Annotated in this window: 24 protein-coding genes, 1 tRNA gene and 2 pseudogenes; 11 read left to right on the top strand and 16 right to left on the bottom strand. The window is 47.9% G+C overall.

All coding sequences use genetic code 11. The features are described 5' to 3' along the window. Positions 1-40: 40 nt before the first annotated feature. From DEH07_00940 to DEH07_00930, 3 genes are all read right to left on the bottom strand, one after another. Complete coding sequence (locus DEH07_00940; GenBank protein HBY03122.1) at positions 41-1408, bottom strand: RNA-splicing ligase RtcB; 1368 nt, start codon at positions 1406-1408, stop codon at positions 41-43. Positions 1409-1567: 159 nt separating this feature from the next. Beyond that, complete coding sequence (locus DEH07_00935; protein ID HBY03121.1) at positions 1568-3121, bottom strand: RNA helicase; 1554 nt, start codon at positions 3119-3121, stop codon at positions 1568-1570. After that, the gene (locus DEH07_00930) at positions 3090-3929 is read right to left on the bottom strand and encodes a DEAD/DEAH box helicase (GenBank protein HBY03120.1); all 840 of its coding nucleotides are present in this window, start codon (positions 3927-3929) and stop codon (positions 3090-3092) included. The genes DEH07_00935 and DEH07_00930 overlap by 32 nt, the downstream gene beginning before the upstream one ends. A gap of 185 nt (positions 3930-4114) precedes the next feature. On the opposite strand from DEH07_00930, the gene DEH07_00925 reads away from it, so the two are divergent. Further along, a complete protein-coding gene (locus DEH07_00925) occupies positions 4115-4321 on the top strand; it encodes a hypothetical protein (GenBank protein HBY03119.1) in 207 nt (68 codons plus the stop codon). On the opposite strand, the gene speB is transcribed toward DEH07_00925, so the two are convergent. The 3 genes from speB to DEH07_00910 are packed head-to-tail and all read right to left on the bottom strand — an operon-like array spanning position 4318 to position 6484. Then, positions 4318-5169 (bottom strand): agmatinase, encoded by an 852-nt coding sequence (gene speB / locus DEH07_00920; GenBank protein HBY03118.1) that lies wholly within the window; start codon positions 5167-5169, stop codon positions 4318-4320. The two genes, DEH07_00925 and speB, sit on opposite strands and share 4 nt — an antisense overlap. A gap of 8 nt (positions 5170-5177) precedes the next feature. Further along, the gene (locus tag DEH07_00915; GenBank protein ID HBY03117.1) at positions 5178-6002 is read right to left on the bottom strand and encodes a spermidine synthase; all 825 of its coding nucleotides are present in this window, start codon (positions 6000-6002) and stop codon (positions 5178-5180) included. A 23-nt stretch (positions 6003-6025) separates the two neighbouring features. Then, on the bottom strand, positions 6026-6484 hold the full coding sequence (locus DEH07_00910) for an arginine decarboxylase, pyruvoyl-dependent (GenBank protein ID HBY03116.1): 459 nt from the start codon (positions 6482-6484) through the stop codon (positions 6026-6028). Positions 6485-6812: 328 nt separating this feature from the next. Here DEH07_00910 and DEH07_00905 point away from each other — a divergent pair, with 328 nt between their 5' ends. After that, the gene (locus DEH07_00905; GenBank protein ID HBY03115.1) at positions 6813-7313 is read left to right on the top strand and encodes a hypothetical protein; all 501 of its coding nucleotides are present in this window, start codon (positions 6813-6815) and stop codon (positions 7311-7313) included. A 79-nt stretch (positions 7314-7392) separates the two neighbouring features. Here DEH07_00905 and DEH07_00900 read toward each other — a convergent pair. Then, positions 7393-7796, bottom strand: a pseudogene (locus tag DEH07_00900) (HicB family protein). Positions 7797-7849: 53 nt separating this feature from the next. Continuing rightward, positions 7850-8707, bottom strand: coding sequence for an endonuclease IV (locus tag DEH07_00895; protein HBY03114.1), 858 nt, complete (start codon positions 8705-8707; stop codon positions 7850-7852). Positions 8708-8811: 104 nt separating this feature from the next. Here DEH07_00895 and DEH07_00890 point away from each other — a divergent pair, with 104 nt between their 5' ends. From DEH07_00890 to DEH07_00870, 5 genes are all read left to right on the top strand, one after another. Further along, positions 8812-10425 carry an ABC transporter substrate-binding protein gene (locus DEH07_00890; protein HBY03113.1) on the top strand — a complete coding sequence of 538 codons (1614 nt, stop codon included), beginning with the start codon at positions 8812-8814 and terminating at the stop codon, positions 10423-10425. Between the two features lie 29 nt (positions 10426-10454). Continuing rightward, the gene (locus tag DEH07_00885; GenBank protein HBY03112.1) at positions 10455-11489 is read left to right on the top strand and encodes a hypothetical protein; all 1035 of its coding nucleotides are present in this window, start codon (positions 10455-10457) and stop codon (positions 11487-11489) included. 155 nt (positions 11490-11644) lie between these two features. Further along, positions 11645-11887 (top strand): hypothetical protein, encoded by a 243-nt coding sequence (locus DEH07_00880; GenBank protein HBY03111.1) that lies wholly within the window; start codon positions 11645-11647, stop codon positions 11885-11887. A gap of 85 nt (positions 11888-11972) precedes the next feature. Continuing rightward, positions 11973-12048, top strand: a tRNA-Ala gene (locus DEH07_00875). Positions 12049-12429: 381 nt separating this feature from the next. Next, positions 12430-13530, top strand: a complete 1101-nt coding sequence (locus DEH07_00870) for an XRE family transcriptional regulator (GenBank protein ID HBY03110.1) — start codon at positions 12430-12432, stop codon at positions 13528-13530. A 122-nt stretch (positions 13531-13652) separates the two neighbouring features. Here DEH07_00870 and DEH07_00865 read toward each other — a convergent pair whose 3' ends face one another. From DEH07_00865 to DEH07_00845, 5 genes are all read right to left on the bottom strand, one after another. After that, on the bottom strand, positions 13653-13904 hold the full coding sequence (locus DEH07_00865; protein HBY03109.1) for a hypothetical protein: 252 nt from the start codon (positions 13902-13904) through the stop codon (positions 13653-13655). Then, positions 13894-14262, bottom strand: a complete 369-nt coding sequence (locus DEH07_00860; protein HBY03108.1) for a hypothetical protein — start codon at positions 14260-14262, stop codon at positions 13894-13896. The genes DEH07_00865 and DEH07_00860 overlap by 11 nt, the downstream gene beginning before the upstream one ends. Before the next feature lie 254 nt (positions 14263-14516). Next, the gene (locus DEH07_00855) at positions 14517-14933 is read right to left on the bottom strand and encodes a secondary thiamine-phosphate synthase enzyme (GenBank protein ID HBY03107.1); all 417 of its coding nucleotides are present in this window, start codon (positions 14931-14933) and stop codon (positions 14517-14519) included. A 454-nt stretch (positions 14934-15387) separates the two neighbouring features. Continuing rightward, positions 15388-15654, bottom strand: a complete 267-nt coding sequence (locus DEH07_00850; GenBank protein HBY03106.1) for a hypothetical protein — start codon at positions 15652-15654, stop codon at positions 15388-15390. A 98-nt stretch (positions 15655-15752) separates the two neighbouring features. Next, on the bottom strand, positions 15753-16250 hold the full coding sequence (locus DEH07_00845; protein ID HBY03105.1) for a hypothetical protein: 498 nt from the start codon (positions 16248-16250) through the stop codon (positions 15753-15755). Between the two features lie 414 nt (positions 16251-16664). On the opposite strand from DEH07_00845, the gene DEH07_00840 reads away from it, so the two are divergent. The 3 genes from DEH07_00840 to DEH07_00830 all read left to right on the top strand — a co-directional run bounded on the left by DEH07_00840 (position 16665) and on the right by DEH07_00830 (position 19944). Then, entirely contained in the window at positions 16665-17006 is a 342-nt protein-coding gene (locus DEH07_00840; GenBank protein ID HBY03104.1) for a cupin domain-containing protein, read from the top strand. A 148-nt stretch (positions 17007-17154) separates the two neighbouring features. Next, positions 17155-18264 (top strand): (Fe-S)-binding protein, encoded by a 1110-nt coding sequence (locus tag DEH07_00835; protein HBY03103.1) that lies wholly within the window; start codon positions 17155-17157, stop codon positions 18262-18264. A 177-nt stretch (positions 18265-18441) separates the two neighbouring features. After that, positions 18442-19944, top strand: coding sequence for a hypothetical protein (locus DEH07_00830; GenBank protein ID HBY03102.1), 1503 nt, complete (start codon positions 18442-18444; stop codon positions 19942-19944). On the opposite strand, the gene DEH07_00825 is transcribed toward DEH07_00830, so the two are convergent. Further along, the gene (locus tag DEH07_00825) at positions 19941-20117 is read right to left on the bottom strand and encodes a hypothetical protein (GenBank protein ID HBY03101.1); all 177 of its coding nucleotides are present in this window, start codon (positions 20115-20117) and stop codon (positions 19941-19943) included. The genes DEH07_00830 and DEH07_00825 overlap by 4 nt on opposite strands. Beyond that, a complete protein-coding gene (locus DEH07_00820; GenBank protein ID HBY03100.1) occupies positions 20117-20491 on the bottom strand; it encodes an AbrB family transcriptional regulator in 375 nt (124 codons plus the stop codon). Before DEH07_00820 ends, DEH07_00825 begins: the two co-directional genes overlap by 1 nt. A gap of 97 nt (positions 20492-20588) precedes the next feature. Between DEH07_00820 and DEH07_00815 the strand changes: the two are divergent. Next, positions 20589-20699, top strand: a pseudogene (locus tag DEH07_00815) (hypothetical protein). A gap of 54 nt (positions 20700-20753) precedes the next feature. Here DEH07_00815 and DEH07_00810 read toward each other — a convergent pair. Beyond that, on the bottom strand, positions 20754-21039 hold a 286-nt coding region (locus DEH07_00810), incomplete at its 5' end, for an ISAzo13 family transposase (protein ID HBY03099.1).

Genomic DNA, 21039 nt, shown 5'->3' with positions numbered 1-21039 from the left:
CCAATTGAACCCTTTAAGAACCGTCCCCTTGTGCGTCTCCTTAGTCTTTGCCTTTGATTACAGCCAGCGGGCGCAGCCGGGCTACTTTGCGCGCAAAGCCCAGGGTAACAAGGGTTTCTACAACATCCTCAATGTTCTTATAGGCCGCCGGCGCTTCGTCGGCAAGCTCGCGGTAATTGCGGGTGTTGTACAAAACCTCGCCCATGCTCCTGTCGAACTGCTCTTTGGTAATGGTTTTCAAGGCCGCCTTCCTGGACAGGACTCTTCCGGCGCCGTGGTTGACCGAGTAAAAAGATTCGCCGGCTTTAGTCTGCCCGACCAGAACGTATGAAGCCGTGCCCATACTGCCGGGAATCAAAACCGGATGGCCTGTGCCCATGTACAAAGGCGGGTTCCCTGGATGTCCGGCGGGCAAGGCGCGGGTGGCGCCCTTGCGGTGGACCAGCAGTTTCTCCCCCTTTTGCATCTCAACCTTGGCAATATTATGGGCCACGTCGTAAACTAATTTCATATCCCGGCCGGCGCCCCTGCCTGTGATTTCCTCAAAAGCCCGGATTACATCATGCATAATCAACTGGCGATTGGCGAAGGCAAAATTGACGGCGCAGGCCATCGCGGAATAATAATTCCTGCCCTCGCGCGAGTCTACCGGCGCGCAGGCAAGCCCCTTGCTGGGCATCCTGATCTTGTATTTTTCAGCGACGGCCAGCAGGCTTTTCGAATAATCGGTGCAGATCTGGTGCCCGAAACCCCTGCTTCCGGTATGGATCATGACGGTGAGCTGCCCCTTGAAAAGGCCGAAGGCATCCGCCAGATTCCTGTCAAAAGTATCCGTTACTTCCTGAAATTCTATAAAATGATTGCCGCCTCCGAGTGTACCGAGCTGCTGCAGACCCCTGTTGAAAGCCTCCCTGCTCACGCATCCCAGGTCGGCCCCTCTAAGGACGCCCTGCTCTTCGATACAGTCCAGGTCTTCTTTCGAACCGTGGCCTAAAGTGATAAACTCCTGCGCCCCGCCGTTTGCAACACGCTCGAAGACCTGCCTGGTGATGCTGTCGTGGCGGCTCTTCTTCCCTATGCCGGTGGGAACATATTCCTCAACTTTTTGCATCAGCCGGCGCAGGACCTGCTTTTCAACGCCCGCCGCTTCCAAGCCGGTCCTGATCAGACGCACGCCGCAGTTGATGTCCATCCCCACAGCTCCGGCGGAGATTACCCCGTCGCCGGCGGAAACAGCCATCACACCGCCGATGGGCAGTCCGAAACCCTCGTGGATGTCGGGCATCCCGATTACAGGTTCAATCACGCCCGGCAGCTGTGCCGCATGGACCAGCTGTTCCAGTGACCGGTCTTCGTACAAAGAGGGAAGCAGGGAGGGGTTTAGGTAGACGACGGCATCGACTTTCATGCCCTGTTCCCGGGCAATCCTGTACCTATTGACGCCTTCGGAAATCAGTTTAACCATCGTTCAAACACCTTAAATCGCAAAGCACCTTACTTAACCTTACTTCTTACTAGCGCCAGCGCATTGCCCTTATACGCCACAACTGCGCCCTTCCCGCGCCCCTTATACGCCGATTAAGGCAATCTCGTCGCGGTCTATGGCCTGGCGCAGGCTGTGGGCAAAGTCGCGCAGCTCAGCATTCTCACCGGCCGCACGCTCAATCTGGCGGAGCAGGTCGATTTCCCGCCTCAGTATGGAAAAAATATCCCCTTCTTCGAGGCTGCATTTTTTCATCAGGTCCTCGAAGGACGCTCCTTCGTACCAGGCGGCGGCCAGGGCGGCGGGAAGCTGGCTCCAGGAGCAGAAGTGCTCCGGCACGCCGCTTTTTAAAAGAAACCTGCGCAGCTGCATGACATGCTCAAGCGAGAAGGGGCACCGCTCGACGTATTCGTCCCGTCCGGGCTGATAATCCACTCCGGCCAGTATTGCCGCCGCCTCTAAGGGAGAGGCGCCGGGGATTATCCCCGAGAAGACGAGCTCCGTGACCAGGATTTCCTGGACATGAATATTGGTGGCGAACAGCCCGCGGGGCAACAGTTTCCTGCCATTCACATAACCGAGGTCATCCAGCAGAAGCCGGACGTTTTCAAACTCCTGCTTGTAATCCTGGGAGTTTTCCTGCAGGCTTTCTTTCTTCAGCTCAACCAGTTTTTTCTTCTCCGAAATGGTTCTTAACTTCTTGTCCGCTTCCAGGCAGGGAAGGTAGTCGCATTCCTTGCGCGGCGTTTTCAGGGCTGCCTTAATCTCCCGGCGGCGCTCCTTGGGATCGACGTTAGTGCGTTTTTTGCGCCTTCTCATAATATTCATCTCACGCCTCAAGCCCAGGCGGTACAGCTGGCATCCGGGGCCGTTTCTGTCCTCACAGAATAAAGCCTGCGATTCTTCCTCCTTCCCCCGGAGTGAAGCCAGTTCGTCTCCCAATTGGCGGATTTTCTTTGAATTTTGATAAACGGCCAGGTTCTTCTCCAGAAACTGGTTGATCTCTTCAGGCGTTTTCCAGTTGAGCAGGCTTAGGACCGTATTGGGCGAGATAACCAGCCTGCTTCTGACGGGCTCAACATCCTGCTCATTGTAGAATCCCGTTTGCTCCGGGTAGCGGCTGTCCATGCGCACAAAAACGTGGCCGATTTCGTCATATCCCCGGCGGCCTGCCCTGCCGGCCATCTGGAAAAACTCCCTGTTAATCAGGGGGCGGAACCTCCACCCGTCCCATTTGCGGCAGGAATCAAAAACGGTGCTGGCGGCCGGAAAATTCACGCCCACGGCGAAGGTTTCCGTGCAGAATAAAACGTAAATCAGCCGTTTCTCGTAGAGCTCTTCAATCAGCTCCTTGAGTACGGGAGCAAGCCCGGCATGGTGGTAGGCGATTCCCTTCTGCAGCAGGAACTGGAGATTCTGCCTGCGGGCGCCGAAAATCCCCGGGTTTGCCGCAATTGCGTCCTGTATAATCCCGCTTACCGTCTGCTTTTCCTTTAAATCGAGAAAATCCCAGGTCGAACCGAGTTCCTCGGCAAGGACTTCCGTTCGCTTGCGGCCGAAAACGAAATAAAGGGCGGGCAGGTAATCCTGAATTGTTTTAACAACCTCACTGCAGGTTGGGTAGCTGTATCCCCTCATGATAATTTCTTCCTCGCCTGGATCTTTTGTGGCGTGTTTTTTTAACTTTAACTTCCGGTTTCTCGTCTGACTGCCTGGCGATCTCGGGACGCGGCGTGCGGTGAGCCTGCTGCATTTCCTTTATCTGAGCGCGGGCTTCCGCCTCGCTTAATATTTTGCCGGAGGGCGGAATCCACCCCAGTTCGAGGGGAACAGCCCTTCTTCTTTCCTCGATAACTTGTACCGTGCAGCTGCGAATCTCGCCCATCCAGCGGGCAATCTCGCGCACATTGGGGACCGTTGCCGAGAGCCCCAGGATTTTGATCTGCGGCGGCGCGAAAATAATGCTTTCCTCCCAGGTCGTCCCCCGGTCCTGGTCGTCCAGGAAGTGCATTTCATCAAAAATAACGTGCGTGGTCAGGTCGAGCATTTCCGGGTTGTTGAAGCACCAGTTCCGGAATATCTCCGTCGTCATCACCAGGAGTGGGGCAGTTTCATTAATAGAAAAGTCCCCGGTGATCAGGCCGACCCTGTCACGGCCGAACAAGCGCCCGAAGTCCCTGTACTTCTGGTTGGACAGAGCCTTGATCGGCGACGTGTAAACTGCGGAGTTCCCGAGTCCGAGGATTTTCTCGATCAGCTTTTCGGCAATCAGCGTTTTACCTGTGCCCGTCGGAGCAGCCACCAGGACGGAATAACCTTCTAAAAGGAAATCAATAGCTTTTACCTGAAAAGGGTCCAGCTGAAGAGGTTTCGGCGCTGCCGCCGGAATCTGCCGGCGCTTAAGTTTATCGGCGGACTGAAATTTTGCGGTTTCTGTTTTGCCCAACTAAGGAACTCCCTTCTGCATAACCAATTACATTATACACCAATACCAACTCACTGCAAATCCGCGCTAAAAAAGCAAAAAAGCAAATGCAGGGTTTCTTAAATGCAGGGTTTCTTAAATGCAGGGTTTCCTATTGGGAGTGTTTAAGTTATAATTAAACAAAGCATGACCTGGAGGGATAGCAATTGTCAAAAAAGTATCCTGTTGACTACCGGGTAAACTTTTCGCCGAACGGCGGGGTCATCAGCGTGGAAATTACATGCTGCAAACGCTTGATTGGTGAACTGCGGTATAGTGACGAGCAGAGTATCGTCTGTCCCGAATGCGGTAAGAAACATCTAATAAGGCTTGGGCACAATCATTTCCACATCTGCCAGCAGGAGAAGGACTAGGTGGTAAATAGAAGGATCGCTTCGCGGACGAGCTTGGCCGCCAGGATGGAAGTTCGCCAGGAGGGATCGCAGGCAGGGCTTACTTCGACCAGGTCCATACCCACGACATGCATGTCTTTTAACAGGTAAAGAGCCTGGATTATTTCCCCGGGCGTACAGCCGCATGGCTCAGGCGCCCCTGTTCCCGGGGCGTAAGCCGGGTCGATAACATCAATATCCAGGGTTACATATACCGGACGTTGACTGACAGCCGGTATTATTTCTTTTAAAGCTGGAATTATCTCCCCGTCATAAAAATTGGTCTGGCTGCGTGCGTTCTTCATTTCCTGCCGGCTGCCGGAGCGGATGCCCAGCTGGAAAACACTGCCGCCTCCAACCACTTCCGCCACCCGCCGCATTACCGTAGCGTGGGAAAGCCTTACCCCCAGGTATTCATCCCTGAAATCAGCGTGAGCGTCAAAATGAAGCACGGCCAGTCCGGGGTAGATTTGATGAGCCGCTTCAATCACGGGCAGGCTTATCAGGTGCTCGCCGCCCAGCGTGAGCAGGAATTTCTTAGAGCGCAGGAAGGTCCCGGCGGCGCTTTTTATGCGCTTAAGGCTTTCTTCCAGCAAACCCTGCGGCAGTATGACATCTCCGGTGTCGTAGTATTTATAGTCGGAGAGGTCGCGGTCCAAGCCGGGGCTGTATTCTTCCAAGCTTTCGCTGACCTGCCTGATCGATTCCGGACCGAGGCGCGTTCCCGACCTGAAGGTGGTCGTCAGATCCAGCGGCGCTCCCAGAATAACCGCGCCGGCTGAAAACAGGTCTTCGGCGCTTCTCATAAAACTGGCGGTTCTTTTAAACATTTCCCACCTCAGCTTTTGACCAGCTCCGCAACAAAGGGAGGCAGCTTGAAGGCGGCCTTATGCAGCTCCGGGCTGTAGTAGCGGCAATCCGGCAGGCTTACCGGTTCCGCTTTCAGGGGGTCGTATTTTTTGCTGCCCATCGTAAAAGACCACATGCCCCCGGGATAAGTGGGCACGCAAGCCAGGTAAAGCCTGACCACAGGAAAGACAGACGAAATACTTTTAAACACGTTCCTGATCAAATCGCTGTTGAAAAAAGGCGATTCGGTCTGGGCCACAAAAAGGCCTTCCCCGGTCAGGGATTCGGAAATGTTCCGGTAAAAATCGAGGGCGAACAGTCCTTCCGCCGGCCCGACAGGGTCCGTGGAGTCAACGATGACCATATCGTAAGTATTCTTATTCTGCCTGACATGTTCAATGCCGTCGTCCACGATAATCTCCAGGCGGGGATCCTCAAGGCTGCAGCTTATCTCCGGCAGATACATTTTGGAAGTCTCAATCACCCGGCCGTCAATCTCCACCAGGGTCGCTTTTTCCACCTGGCTGTGTTTGAGGATTTCCCGGATCGAGCCGCCGTCCCCGCCGCCGATGACCAGGACGCGCAGGGGGCAGGGGTGAGTGTTCAGGCCCACATGGGTGATCATTTCGTGATAAACAAACTCGTCTTTGATTGTAGTCTGGATAACGTCGTCCAAAGTCAGCATCCGCCCGAACTGGATCGTGTCGTAAATGGCCAGTTCCTGAAACGGTGTTTTTTCATGATGGAGAAGTTTTGAGGTCCGGCAGCTTATAGCCATGTCCGGAGTCTGAAGCTCGGTAAACCACTGATTCATTGTTGGACCTTCCCTTTTTAAAATTAATACCACATTGGGGCTGCAGCCAGGATGCAGCCGATTCTTTCAACAGTATGCTCAACGGAAACAATTCTCATATCGACAATTTCCACTCCCCGGTTAATCATTGCCTCGGTCAGCATGTCCCTGATTTTATTCCGGGCCTCCTCTTCCGAGCAGATCCCGGCAAATTCCATAATCACGCCAAAAGAAGTGGAAGCGAAGCCCACACCTATGGCTGCGGCGATCCGCTCACCCGGATTCTGGCTGATCGTATACCCGTAGGCGGTCGGCACCAGCGAACCGGCGGGAATAAAAATAGTGTCGTCGTATTCCGCGCCCGGCGGCAGAATACTGCTTACCCGGAGCAGATTTATATTTCCGATGCCCGCATTTAAAAGGGCTTTATCGAAAGCTGTCAGGATGTCTTTTCCCTCCGCTCCGGCGGCGGTTAAGAAATATTTACGGGGGGTGGGCAGCATTTGCAACATTCCTCCTAGTAGATTTTAGCAAAGCAAAACAACAAATACTATTATAACAAAAGCTCTTTAAATGTGAAGAAAAAAAACATTACCCTCTGCAATAGGGAGGTCAACTGCCTGCGTGCTCCAACAGAGGGACGTCCCTCTGTTGGGTTGCTTTTGGGTTTCCCCCTCTTTTGGGTTTCCTCTGTCGGGTTTGTTGACCTCCCTATTGCAAATTTATTTTCAGAGTACTTACTGTAAATATTTACTAGTATTAGGAAGCCTGTGCGGTGGAAATCTATAAAAGAATTGCTAAATAATGTGTAAAAAGGAGGTTTAAACTTAAATGACCAAAACAGTAATCAGTACTTTCAACGACCGTGATTCCGCCGAAAGAGCAGTCAGTGATTTAAGAAGCAAGGGTTTTGACAAGGACATCTCGATCCTGACCAAGGGTGATCACCAGGGCGACGACATGAACAAAGGCGACAAAGACACCTCGACTACTATGGGCATGGGCGGCGGTTCACTGACCAGAGGTACGACCACGGGAGGCATATTGGGCGGCGCTGCCGGCCTGGCTGCCAGCGCGGGCGCTCTGGCCATCCCCGGCATTGGGCCGATAGTGGCCATGGGACCGATCGCGGGCCTTCTTTCAGGCGCCGTGACCGGGGGAATTGCCGGCGGCCTGGTTGACTGGGGCATTCCTGAAGACAGAGGACATTATTTCGAAGACAAGATAAGACAGGGCAGTACTCTGGTATCTGTGCGCTCCAACGACAAAAGGGTCAACGAGGCTGCCGGAGTCCTGCGCAGATTCGGTTCCTCGGACGTAGAAATTCACTAAGACTCCCTAGAATACATATTAATGGGGCAGGGTTTGTTAAAATCCCTGCCCCGACTTTTTTCACAGACCAGGCAGCCGGTTAAGGCTGCTTTTTGAGATCAAGACGGCTTTTTAACGCGTCTTGCAGTATTTGTAAGAAATTCACACCGGCCTTTTCAACTTTAGCATTCAATCAGCTTGGAATACTTAATGTTTTTTAACTGCGCGGTTGTCATTTTCACGCCCGGTACTCTGTGGTGTCAGCATCAATTAAATTGACAAAGCTGTTTGATTCGCAAACTATTTTTTTGGGATCGCTTGGTACCGGAATTGGTTCGTTTTTATTTTCAGCGTCACAAAGCCACATAGATATGGCATCTCGTGCCATATCTACAGCATCGATGAGCGTTTCGCCGCATGTAAAGCACCTGTTAAGTCGGGAACTGCTACGTTGTAGGTGTTACCTTCCAAGGTAAATATGGCTGGATAAATATACTTGGCCACGCTTACCACTCCTTTCAAAAAAGGGCAGCTAACTGCGGTTTCTTCTGCCAGGCTCAAGTAATGCTTTTCTTATAGTCCTCATACATCTGCTTATATATCAGAGCGTCTTCAGCCTGCCTGCCGGCCGATTCGCAGATCACGGTGGCGCTCATCTTCCTTTTGGCAAGAAGTTCGGCGAGCGGGCTAAACCCGGGCCCGAAATCCTCAAGGGTCGTCCAGTGCCTTTTTTCACCCCCGGCTGTAAACTCCACCGGGCTGAAGTGGATGTGTAGGTTGGCCAGCTTTTCCCTGCCCAGGACGTTTTCCAGCCTGTCCAGGACCGCCTCGAACGCCTCCGGTCTGTCGAATCCCCCCTGGCTGGCCGCATGCAGGTGCCCGAAGTCTACGGCCGGGACAACTTCCGGCCCGACGGCGCAGAATTCCAGCACTTCCTCCAGGTTTCCCAACTGCGCCGGTTTGCCGGCCGTTTCCGGCGCTATCCTGATGCCCGACCAGCCCTTTTCGGCAGCCTCCCGGACAATCTCAGCCAGTAGGGCCAGCGCCCTGCTTTTTGCCCCATCCCTATCCTTTGCCCCGCCCCCGGGATGAAACACGACAGTGCGGGCGCTCATCCAGTGGGCAGCCCGGAGAGAATCAAAAAAATGCTTTTTCGTTTTTTCACGCAGAGCCGGGTCGACGGTCCCCAGGGTGATGTAATAGGGGGCATGGATGCTTAAAGCGACGCCGTTTTCCGCAGCCCGTTCACCCAGCCGCCGGGCCATATCTTCCCCGATGTGCACTCCGCGCACGCACTGGTACTCGTATGCGTCAAGCCCCATATTTTTAAGCCAGGAAGGCATGTCAAGCGAACTTTTATGCCCCTGGCGCTGAAAGGAATCCGGATTTCCCGCCGGACCGAACCGTACCTGCATGTTAAATCCCCTTTTGTCTTCAAATATGCGGTTTTTTGACCTTTTTATATACAGGATATTACCAATATATCCAGTATATAGTAATATAGCCGTATTCTTATTTTATCATTATTTCCAGCCAAAAGGAAGGGGGACGAACAGTGAGAAGGATCCTTATACTGGCCGCGCTGTTTCTGGCGCTGTATTTTGCGTTTTTCGGTTTCGCCCGGCCGTCTGAATTTTTTAAGACAAAAAGCAGCCAGCTTGTCTACCTGCGCCAGGAAAACTGCTTAACGCTCGACCCGGCGAAGGCCGAAGACCAGGCGTCCGCAGGCGTCATCCTGAATATATTCGAAGGCCTGGTCAGATTTGCGCCGGGGAGCGCAAAAATCCAACCCTGCCTGGCCGAATCGTGGGAAGTATCCGGCGACGGCATGAGCTGGACATTCAAGCTCCGCCCGGGGGTTTCCTTCCAGGACGGAAAGCCTTTTAACGCGCAGGCGGTTAAATTCAGCATCGACAGGCAGCTGAAGAAAAATGCGGACAGTTCCATCACCGAGGCTTCACTAATTTACGGAATGGTCAGGTCGGTAAATGTCGTCGGCAATCTTACCGTCCGCTTTGACCTGGAGTTCCCCTACGCCCCCTTCTTGAACAACCTGGCTGTTCCCTTTGCCGCCCCGGTTGTCAGCCCCGCTGCGGTTGAAAAATACGGGCAGGAATTCTGGCTTTACCCATCGGGCACAGGCCCGTACATCTTAAAACGCTGGAACCGGGGTCGAGAGGTTGTCTTAAGGGCAAACCAGGGCTACTGGGGCAAAAAGCCCTCGATCAACGAGATCATCTTCCGCTCCGAACCTTCAAGCGCAAAGAGGCTGAAGCTGCTGTCGGACGGGAAGGCGGATGTAATTGAGGGATCTCCTGATCTCAACTTAAGCGGGCTTGCCGTGAAAGGTATTTCGATCAACCGGGTCACCGGGATGGATATCAGCTACCTCGGGTTTTACACGAATAAAAGCCCTTTTAATAACCCGAAGGTCCGGCGGGCAGCCTGCCTGAGCATAGACCGGCAGGAATTGATCAAAGCCATTTTTAAAAACAGCGCGCTTTTAGCCGGCGGTCCCCTTCCGCCGGGGATCCTGGCCTATGGTGAGGATAACGAGCAGTACACCTATGATTTAAAACAGGCCGGCGAACTGCTTAAGGAAGCCGGCTACCCGGAAGGCCTGAAAATCACCCTTTTATGCTACTCCAATCCCCGGCCTTACAATTCGGCGGGAGGCCGGGAACTGGCCCGGTATCTGTCGGGGCAGCTGAACAGGGCGGGTTTCCAGGCAGGGATTGTTTCCTATCCGTGGGACCAGTTCAAAGAAGCCCTTTCCCGCCAGGAGGGCGATGCCTTCATCTACGGCTGGACGAGCGAGAACTGCGACCCGGACAACTTTCTCTATACCTTGTTTTCTTCGGAGCAGATTGCCAATTACCTCAACTCCACCCGCTATTCAAACCAGAAGGTCGACACCCTGCTGGTTACCGCACAGCGCATCGAGGACCCGGACCTGCGTACCCGCCTGTACCACGACGCCCAGCAGCAGCTGTTTATGGACGCGCCCGCGCTGTTCTTAAACCACAGCTTGAATGTTCTGTTATCCAGCCAGGAAATCCACGATTTGGCGCCTCAGCCTGGGGGGCTTGTTTATCTAAATTCTGTAAACAAAACAAAAACGACGCGCCGGTAAACAATTTCAAATGCATAATGCGGCCAGCAATGGAAAAGATAATTTATGTAAAAAAACTTCTTCAAACAAGGAGGCAAAATATGTTCCAACAGATGCAAAACGAATTTCAGGCTTTAAGGAACAACGTAAATTCCATTTCACAGCTGGCTTCGCATTTACAGCAGGACGAAATGGCAAATTCCGCGCACCTGCAGCACCTGCAGCAGAAAGAAATTAACGCTACTCAGAATTTGCAGCACATTGCTCATTTAGCAAGAGACCTTGAGATGGGCGTGTCCAGAATCTGCAGCATGGCCCAGCAGGCCCAGACCATGGGGACATACCAGTACGGGACCCCGGGTTATACCCAGACACAGGGTTGGGCAAGCACTCCTACCATGGGAACACAGTACGGCATCGGCGGCGGTTACGGAACCGCCCAGGGTTACGGAACTCAGTTTGGTTACAGACAGCAGCCCGGATTAGGAATGCAGCAGTTTACCGATCCCAGATCCTTTGTCAGCCGGCAGGAGTACATGCCCAGCAGAGCCGGATACACGCTGGAAAACAGGCCGGAAAACCTCGGCATGGGCATGACGTCCTCTTTCAGCCCGAGCTGGGGAACTTCTCTGAGCAGTCCGGTCTGGATGCATCAGGATCCGTACGCGCTTAACCGGGCCGGATTCACAACGCTGAACGATCCGGCCAGCCTCATTCATCAGACCGCATACACACCCAACAGGGCGGGCTACACACTGCTTAACGCTCCTGAGAACGTAGGCATGAACACGATGGGCACTTCCTTCCAGTCTTCATTTGCGTCGCCTGCGCTCACTTCGTGGTCGAACCCGTATCTGGCGAGCCAGACTGCATACATGCCCAACCGCTCCAACTACACACTGCTTAACACTCCTGAGAACATCGGGATGAGCGCAGTGGGCAGCAACATCTCATCGTTTGCGTCGCCTGCGCTGAGCAGCTTCTCAAACCCGTACCTGAGCAGCCAGTCGGCATATATGCCCAACCGTGCGGGATTTATGCTGCAGAATGCTCCTGAGTCAAGCATAATGAGCCGTTCCTTCTAACAGCAGCAAAAGCAAAGCATAACAAAGAAGGGGTTATCCCGAAAGTATGCGGGCCGCCCCTTCTTTCTATTTATTTTAGACATTTTATCCCCCTTAACAAATCCTTCCAATCGTTTTATAATTCTGGAAACAAATTAAAAAATGAGGTGGGAACCTTGTCCAAAGTTTTAAGGGAAGGAACATCATTCAGCCAGCGTGAAGTAGTCGATTTACTCATTGAGTTTTCAGCTTTTAAAGAGCGCGTCATAAAAAAATTCAAAGAACTGTCCCGGGAACTGGATGGCAAACCAAACGAGCATGAGCTCTGGGTGAACCTGTACCTGGTTTCCAGCGATTACTGCGAGGAATCCGCCGTTAGAAAGGCAAAGCAGGAGACCCTGCTTCAAAAAATATCCTAGGCTTAACAGCACAGCCGCACGACACAGCTTAACGAATAGAATAGATTGCTCCCGGGCATGCCCTGTGTTATAATCAATAGGTCGCGGGGACATAGCTCAGCTGGGAGAGCGCTAGAATCGCACTCTAGAGGTCGGGGGTTCGAATCCCCCTGTCTCCACCATAATTTGTCCAAAAACCCTTGTGCAGCAAGGGTTTTTGAGATCCTCACAGCGATTTTTCATTCATCAATTTTAATTGCCGTTTTATGTATTGAAATGTTTTTCAAAAGGCGTAACATTATTTTATAAATAATTAACCCCAAGGGTTAATATAATGTTTGACGGGGGTCGATAATGGATATATACTTTAGGTATAGGAAACTTCAAAAAGCTTGCAATTCCCAACAGGAATCAATAAAAACATGGGGTTTTTCAATCGCAAAAAAAAAGTTCGTCAGAGATTGTCCGAGTTACAGGCAACGAACCGGTTCCATTAAATGATTCAGGTGGAATAAATTTAAATGAAGTAACTGCAATTCTGATAATCGGGGTGGAGGATTATCATGGTAAATAAGAAAAATAACAATTACAAATTTGAACCTGATTATGTTTCGCTTCCGGGGGAAATGTTATTAGAAACGATTGAACACATTGGTATGACTCAGGCAGAGTTAGCTATAAGAACTGGTAGACCCAAAAAGACAATAAATGAAATCATTAAAGGAAAAGCTATGATAACATCAGAGACGGCTCGCCAATTTGAAAGAGTTTTAGGCGTCCCTGCAAGTTTCTGGAATAACTTAGAGCGTAATTACCAAGAGAAAATGGCTGAAATTGAAGAGCAAAAAAGTCTCTTGCAACAGATAGAATGGCTAAAAGAAATTCCTGTAAATGCGATGGCAAAACGTGGATGGATAAAAAGTTCCGAGAATAAAATCCAACAACTACAAGAAATGCTTAATTATTTTGGTGTCGCAACTGTAGAAGCATGGCAAGGGGTTTGGGAAAAGGCCTTGACAGGTCCTAGATTTGCATTTCGTCAGTCTGCAGCATTTACAAGCGAAACAGGTTCAATAGCTGCATGGATAAGAAAGGGTCAGATAGATTCGCAAGAAATTCAATGCAAACCATTCCGTGATACTATTTTTAAAGAAGCCCTTGAGAAAATAAGAGGCTTAACAAATGAATCTCCAAATGTCTTTGTGCCGCAAATGACCCAACTTTGTGCTAATGCCGGAGTAGCAGTAATATTTGTTCCGGAATTACCGGGGGCAAGAGTTAGTGGCGCCGCTTATTGGATGAGCCCACAAAAGGCTATTATTCAGTTAAGCTTACGGTACAAAACAAATGATCATCTTTGGTTCACTTTTTTTCATGAGGCCGGTCATATTCTTCAGAACTTAAAAAAGACGATGTTCTTGGAGTATAAAGTAAACAAAGAGGATGAGAGGAAAGCTAATAAATTTGCTTCAGAAACTTTGATCCCCATATCCTCGTATAACTCTTTTCTTAAAAAGGGTTCCTTTAATACACGCTCAGTTGAACAATTTGCACAACAAATAAATATAGCTCCTGGCATTGTTGTAGGGTTTCTTCAGCACGAGAAATTAATTCCTTATAGTCATCTTAACGGCCTAAAGGTATACTTAAGATGGGGAATGTAATAAAACGGTATCAAATTATAATATTTCCGTGGATAACGAAACAGTGCAAAACTGCCGGCAGGCGCCTGGGGGATTATAATGCGGGAATTTAGGAGAAAAGACAAAACCGGCTTTATGCCGGTCTAATTATAATAAGCATCCCAAAATTCTCTTTTTGATACACCTGATTGTCTAATTGTCGAATCAAGCACCATTCCAAATACGTCGCTGTATGTTGGTAAGGTGATTACGTATGAATAACCATGTTCGTCAGTTCTTTTATATTTCTTATGGTCACCATTGTCGCCAACAAATACGGCGCCGAGTTTGAATAATATCTTTTCAATCTCCCGCCAGTTTAAGCTTTTTGGTGGCCTGCGTTTCTTAAACACCAATAGGCATCATCTGTTCCAGCCTGTAATTTTTCGTTGAGTTATTTTCCCCTGGATTACCTTTACGTGGATTGTTTTTTCGATATTGCCAATCGAATAACAATTTTCTCAAATAGTAATATGGTACCCTCCTAAAAACAAAGGTATCTTCCGGGTAATCCCTCAATACAGTTATATAAGCTTCTATTGCCTCTGCTAAGCGTTTTTTGCACTCCTCGGGTGTTTTCCCTTGAGCAGCAACGCTTAACTCCAGACATACCGCCTCGAAACCTCCAGGAATATCCCTTATAGTGCAACGTAAGTCCACTTTTGTTTCCCTCCTTTCATTATATCGGTCTTTTTTATCTCTTTTTGTACCCATAGATTACCACTCCCTGGATGAGCGCGCAAGGTTTATTAGTCACTATATGTAAATTTTATTTTTGCCTTTTTTGATATATGATAAACAAAAACCTGCTTATTTCCGGCCGGGACTACACACTCCCGCGACTGCTTTTACCCATGCTCATGAACGGGCAGGTTACAGTGAACTGACATCGATATAGACGCCGAACTCCTGTGTGGAGCAGGATTTTTAAATAGGACGGAACTACTTAAAGAGTTGCTGGATGAGGTTTATTCGCCAATGATCTTGATCAGTACACGTTTACGGCGGCCACCGTCAAATTCACCGTAGAAAATCTGCTCCCAGGGTCCAAAGTCCAGTTTTCCTTGGGTAACTGCAACCACCACTTCACGGCCCATGACCGTACGTTTCAGATGTGCATCAGCATTATCCTCGAAACTATTGTGCCGATAGCGGTCATAAGGTTTTTCTGGTGCGAGGATTTCCAACCATGTTTCAAAGTCTTTATGCAACCCACTTTCATCATCGTTGATAAAGACACTGGCAGTGATATGCATAGCATTGCAAAGCAATAACCCCTCCCGAATGCCGCTTTCCTCCAGGCACTTTTGTACAATGGCTGTGATATTGATAAATTCCCGCCGTTTTTTTGTTTCAAACCAAATTTCTTTACGATAATGTTTCAATGTTGTTACCTCCCAGTAAGGATGGTGAGTTAGGACATCAATGGATGAGCCCATAGTCCAATAAGTCCAGCCATCAAGCTCAAGGTAAATATGAGTTTTAGAGAAAAACCTCCTCGGTTCTCCATACTACCTGATATAGAGGACAAAGAAAACAAATCCCTCATCTATATTGAGGATTCTATTTTCTCACCGTATGTTCATGTGGGTATTTAGGAATCTTCTTAGCGAACACCCATTTTACTGAATTTATATATTCCCTGATTCTATTCTCCATTTACAATTCACTCGGCTTTATGCTAAAATCTCCAGCGATAGCTTAAATTGCTACAGATCAAGAAACAGAGGTTATCTATGTATTAATTATCCTTCAAAAACCAGGTCAAGCAAATAGAATAAGTTTGGGCATAGGGGGTGCCTCCGGAAGTTTAGAAGTCGTAGATTATTGTTCTCTTATTCAATCCTTAAACAAGTATCTAAAGGAACTAATAAACGCTTTCCAGTTGATGATTATGTGAATTATTCCAAATAGCAGTGTTATTAAGGCAAAAAGAATATGTATATCGTAAAATTGATGCCTTGTCATTCCTATAAGCATTAATTGCCGGCCATGCCCTGGATCAGCATGTGTAAATAGCATTGTAAGGCCGGTAAGGGTTAAGAGAAACCCGGAAATCAACAAACATACAGCAACAACGGATCTTGATAAACGAGATTTAGAAATATTACTATGCCTCCCCTGATAGCGGCTTCTTCAATTCTTGTAATTCGCTAAAAATAAAGCAATCCCTTTTTAGGGGGGTTGGTATAGGTCTTTAAGAATTAAAGAGCTGTATCATAATAAATTGGAGTCTCGTCCCATGTCCGCCCTTTAAGTTCACGACCCGCCTTTTTCTTATTAACCCCGCCCCACTGCTTGAAAAAGAAGGGTATGTTAGCTTCTTGACATTTGACTTGAATATCAATTATCCAGGATGGATCCATTGGACGCGCCTTAGGTCCAGACTCACCGCCAACTATCACCCAGTCAATACCTTGCAAATTAATGCTTTCTATCGGCCCTAACAATGGCTCAAAAGAAATGAATTTTATTTTCGCATCCGTTTTTCTTAGGCAATCAATCCGGTAAGTATAATCATTATTTTCAACACTCACGCCCATCCAGATGTTAGGTGCCCAATTAAGTTTCTGATTGCTTTCTAGCAAACGCTTAGATCGCTTCGTTAAGAGCTGAAATACATGCCAATCAGCACTATTCATTACACCGAAAACATTCTTAATAAAATCCTCTGGGACATCTTTATGAAAAAGGTCGCTCATTGAATTTACAACCCAGAGGAAACAAATACCAGAAATCTACTGCACCCCCTAAAAGCAAATGCACTCCCCTGATCAACACCTCAGACAAATCGTTAAATAGCAAAAGTTAGTTTGTCTTCAAATAAGCGCTAAGATGAAAGTCCTGATAAAAGTCTGCAAAAAGGTTTTTAAAGCAAAGTGTAGAACTTTTATAAGTTGACATAAACCCGAAAACATTTAATAAAATACTACTAAATATAAAGGATAGGTTAGAGACTATCTATTTTGGGATACCAGAAGTTATTGGTAAAATCATAAACAACCATTAATGATTAAATGATAGGAATTTAACTATCGGATAAGCGAAAAAATAACCACTAGTAATGGAAAGAATTTGTTAAGAAGAACATCAAGATGGCGAAGGGAGTTTAGTATATGACAAACAGATTTATCAAAAATATGGATTTTGAAACTGTAATATCTTTGGAGAACCAGGTAAGTTACCAACCAGGCCAGATAGTAAGTAAAACGCTGGCACAAAATAAGGCTCTAAGTTTAACTCTATTTGCATTTGATAAGGAAGAGGAAATAAGTACGCATGCATCTAATGGGGATGCATTGATAATTGCTCTTGATGGTGAAGGAGAAATAACGATCGATGGTGAAAAATACACTCTCCATAAAGGTGATACAATTATAATGCCATCAAAGAAACCACATGCCGTATTTGCATCTCAGCGATTTAAAATGTTTTTGATTGTTGTATTTCCATTATAAATATTTAACCTGCCCCCAATTAAGGTCAACACTAACTTAAAATATTGGAACTAAAATCAGGGGGGCTGTATATCATGACGATAAAAATTATTAGTTTAAAGTGAGGATAGGATATTTTGGGATTGTCACCAATGGGGAGAATATTTAAATGGGACATTTAATTAATAACAAAGAATATGTTTACCGGGCGTTAGCTGAACGCTTAAATAAAAATCCGGTTGGTGCGCCAATAAACGAGACATTGATGGCTATTCTTTACGGCCTCTATACTGAGAGTGAAGCCATGGTGGGCAGTAAATTTCGTTTGGTTCCGATGAAGTTGGAGCAGATAGCCAAAGTTACCGGGATTAAAGAAGAACAACTAAAAACAATCCTTGAGGGTATGGCTAATAAGGGATTAGTATTGGATATCCCTCTTAAGGATACTTTTTATTACACGCTTGCCCCGATGGTTATAGGTTTTTTCGAATTTACATTCATGCGGGTCCGAGATGATGTAAATTTTAAGAATTTAGCGGGGCTTTTCCAGAATTACTTTAACACCAAAGAAGTAAGAGATGAACTTTCCGGGGATAGCACCAAAATGATGCGGACTTTGGTATACGAAAGCCTTATAGCTGTATCAGTGGAAACCGAGGTTTTAACTTACGAAAGGGCTAGTGAAATTATACGGGAATCCGGTGGAGGGGCAATTTCCATATGCCCCTGCCGCCATAAAGCCAGTCACCTGGGCAAAGCCTGCGGAGCACCCCTTGAGGTTTGTACTTCCCTTGGCAACGCCGCAGAGTGGATAATACGCAGAGGCATGGGCAAACCGGCCGCCGTCGACGAATTACTCAAAGTGCTTGATCAAACAGAAAAATATGGATTGGTCCATAATTGTGATAACGTACTAAATAAACCTACCTTCATATGCCACTGTTGCGGCTGCTGCTGCGAAGTTCTGATTACCATTAATGAGGCTGGGAAATATATCACGCACCCAAGCAACTTTCTTCCCGTATTAGAAACGGAAAAATGCGTAGGATGCGGCACTTGCGCTGACAGATGTCATATTCGGGCAATTACAATGCAAGAGGATGAATATGGGGCGGAAATTCCCGTTGTGAATAAAGAGATTTGTTTAGGTTGTGGAGTGTGCGCCTCCGCATGTCCGAGCAGTTCGTTAACCATGTCCCGCCGTACGGTCCTGCACGTCCCCCCGGATAATACGAAGGAAAAGTTTTTAAGAATTGCCAGGGAGAAGGGCAGAATATAAAAAACAGTGTCCGTTTAGCTTGGAAATGAACTCCATTGCTCCCTGACTGCCTGTCATGCTATAATTCACAATCAAAAATATACTATAGTGCAATTCTGGTGCAATTCAGCAATAGTGGCCGACGGAAAACGACACGCAGGCATAACTGGAGATTTCATCATCAGGAGGGATATTAATTTGAAAAAAATATTATGTACAATAATAATATTGATTTTTTCAACAGTATTCTTTACTCCGGGTGTTATGGCAGGCGCAACCCCGCAAAATATGCAGGCTGTGTGGATGGCTACAGTACTTAACATAGATTTTCCAAGCGTTAAAGACGATGTAGCTGCCCAGAAAAATGAATACATTGAAAAACTAGACAAACTGAAGGCAATAGGTATCAATACTGTAGTGGTCCAGGTAAGGCCAAAAGCAGATGCTTTGTATAAGTCCGGGATCAACCCCTGGTCAGATGTTCTAACGGGAACACAAGGAAAAGATCCGGGTTATGATCCCCTGTCTTTTATGATTGAGGAGACGCATAAAAGGGGTATGTCTTTTCATGCCTGGCTGAATCCATACAGGATAACCACATCAGGCGCCGATTTAAGCGCGCTGAGTGAAAATCACCCGGCAAGGTTGCATCCCGACTGGGTAATTAGCCATAACAATTCATTGTGTTATAACCCGGAATCAGAACAGGTGCAAAACCATATCGTCGCCACTGTGGAAGAGATTGTTCTAAATTATAATGTTGATGCAATTCATTTTGATGATTATTTTTATCCATCAAACTACCCGCTTCCTCAAGGTGAAGTCAAGGACGGGTCAGCAGCTAAAAGCAGAATCCAGCATGTTAATAATATGGTCCAAAGGGTTCATGCCGCTATCAAAAATATTAATAAAAACGTTTTGTTTGGAATTAGTCCTATAGGCATCTGGAAAAACAGTACTAACGATCCGGCAGGCTCTAAGACGTCAGGTTATGAATCATACTATGCTGTTTATGCAGACACGAGAACCTGGATAAAAAATGGATGGATTGATTATGTAGCGCCGCAAATTTATTACGAAACAGGTAATAAAGAAGCTGACTATGAAACCCTTGTAAGATGGTGGTCAAACGAAGTCAAGGGCACAGGTGTGCAGTTGTATGTAGGACATGGTCTTTACAAAGATGTGGTCGCTAATGAAATAGATAAGCAGTTGGATATTAATAAAAAGTATTCTGAGGTGAACGGAAGTTTTTATTATGGAATGAAGAATCTGTTAGCAAATGCGGCAGGGTGCACAGAAAAGATAAAACTCTTTATCCAATCCCTGCCCAAGCCTCAAGCACAGCCGGGTGTGATCCAGGTGTTCATAGACGGGGTTCCTGTCGCTTTTGACGTTCTGCCTGTAATCATTAATAACCGTACCATGGTTCCCTTCAGGGCCGTTGTAGAGGCGTTAAACGTTAAGGTGACCTGGAACGGCGCCGACCGGACGGTGATCGCAACGGGCGGGGATTTATCAGTCAGGCTGCAGATTGCGAACAAGACCGCATACCGTAATGGAGCGCCGTTTATATTAGATTCTCCGCCAGTAATCATTAACGGCCGGACGCTGATCCCGCTGAGGTTCTTTAGTGAAGCGTTCAGCTGCAAGGTTGAGTGGGATGAGGCCGCGCGCTGTGTCATAATTACTTCGACTTAGGGCTGTGGCATTGAACGGTTTTTAATGCAGCTAAGATCGCCGGTTTTAGGTTCTCCGAAATAGGGATCCATCAGAAGTTGGTCAATGGCTGCCTGGAATTTATCTTTCAGCGGTTTCTCTTTGAGTTTTTTAAGATAGCGGGCTGCGGGAGGCAAAATGATCAGTCTGGTCATCAGTCTGTCTCCGAGCCAAAGATATCTTTATAGCTGATGGCAGGCGCATTGCCATTTGCAGCACGTTGGGCCTCATCAAGCAAGCGTTCCACAGCGGGACGGATTTGGCGGCGGGTCTCTTTAAACTTATCAAGCAGTTCTTGTCCTGAAAGACCTTGGGCTATTAAATCAGCCAGGATTTGTTCATCAAATTCTCCGCCGCTTTCCCGAACGGGACGGATAACGATGGCATTGTTTTGGACATAACATTCTACTTCCTTATCAATGCCAACGCTGTTATAAAAATCAACCGGTATGGTTATCTGGCGTTTCTGAGATACCGAGATGCGTTTTTTAATCATCAGATTTTCTCCTTTTGTTTTCACTTGAAGCATTAGTACTCCTACTTTGGCAGTATATGTTCATCAAATAGAAAATACACAAAGAAACTTTGATTAAATAATATCAAAGAATCAAAGAAATCTCAAGGGTATCGTGGATGAATCAGCCGCCCTCAATCCAGCCGCCAAAAAAATCGTGTTTGGAAAATACTTAAACGCCGGGCAGGCATGTATAGCTCCGGATTATCTGCTCGTTCAGAGCGTACCTGGGTGCACTTTTGCTGAAGACTAAGGAGTCGCGAGAAAATAACTTTTTTCAACTATGTGGCCGGATGACATAATTCCAATCACCATGAAAGTCCGAGCGCTCCAGTTGGACAGCAGCCAGTTCGGTGTCTGATACCTTAATGCCGGCCGGGTACGGATTGGTGTCAAGTTGGCCCTGAACCTTTAGACCCGTAGTGGTTGTGGTGTTGGCGATGAGGTTGACGATGACCTCATGGCTCTCCAGCAGGCGGCCGCGCCAGTTCTGTGTGATGTGGGGGAAGAGCCGGGGCTCAATCTGGTTCCACTTGCTGGCGCCCGGAGGGAAGTGGCAGACG

Source organism: Desulfotomaculum sp. (genome assembly GCA_003513005.1).
In the GTDB taxonomy this organism is placed as follows: Bacteria; Bacillota; Desulfotomaculia; order Desulfotomaculales; family Nap2-2B; genus 46-80.
The sequence above is the reverse complement of the archived record's forward strand: the minus strand, read 5'-3'. Positions and strand labels throughout refer to the sequence as shown.